General features: G+C 59.4%; 1 protein-coding gene. It reads left to right on the top strand.

Annotated elements, in window-relative coordinates; all coding sequences use genetic code 11:
• Positions 1-123: 123 nt before the first annotated feature.
• A partial coding sequence (locus tag QZ271_RS14390) for an IS3 family transposase (RefSeq protein ID WP_291432630.1) occupies positions 124-845 on the top strand: 722 nt, incomplete at its 3' end.

Raw genomic sequence — 845 nt, 5'->3', positions numbered from 1 at the left:
TCCATTCCCGCTCCAACGTACTTTCTTCTGCTACGCGCTCCGCGCGGTTTATCGACAAGATAAACGCAGTGTACTTACGCTTCGCGGGGAAGGCCGGAGAGCGAGAGAATCACGAAAGATCGCGTGTTGACGGAGAACATCAGGACCAGCTTCGAGGAGAGCCGGGGAACGTACGGGGCCTTGGGCATCAAAGCCGACCTGCATGAACAGGGCGAGCGGGTCAGCCGTCAGCGGATCGGGCTGCGACAAGCGGCGCTTGTCGCGCGTGGGAAGCGGAAGTTCCGCACGACGACCAAAGTGAAATCCTCCCGCCCAGTCGCGGAAAACATCCTGGCCAGGGAGTTCACTGCGGACGGACCGAACCAGAAGTGGGTGACGGACATCAGGTATGTACCGACGCATGAGGGCTGGCTGTACCTGGCGACGGTGATGGACCTGTATTCGCGGAAAATTGTCGGCTGGGCGCTGAATGAGCGACTTCAGACGCCGCTGGTCACAGCGGCGTTGGAGATGGCCGTAGGGCGTCGGAAACCACCAGGAGGACTGCTGCATCACTCGGATCGAGGGAGTCAGTACACGAGCGACGTGTACAAGCAGGCACTGGACAGATTGCAGGCCGTTCAGAGCATGAGCGTGAAAGGAGAATGTTGGGATAATGCTGTCCAGGAGAGCTTTTTTGCGACGTTGAAGACGGAGATGGGACTCGGTGAAGCGCAGTGGGGTCGTGCCCAGACACGAACAGAGGTGTTCGAGTGGATTGAGGTGTTCTATAACCGTCGTCGTCGTCACTCGTCGTTGGGCTATCGGTCACCGACGGCCTTCGAGGAGCAGGCCCCCATCCCGAA

It is taken from the genome of Deinococcus sp. (assembly GCF_018260555.1).
Taxonomy (GTDB): Bacteria; Deinococcota; Deinococci; order Deinococcales; family Deinococcaceae; genus Deinococcus.
This window is presented reverse-complemented; position numbering and strand designations above follow the sequence as displayed.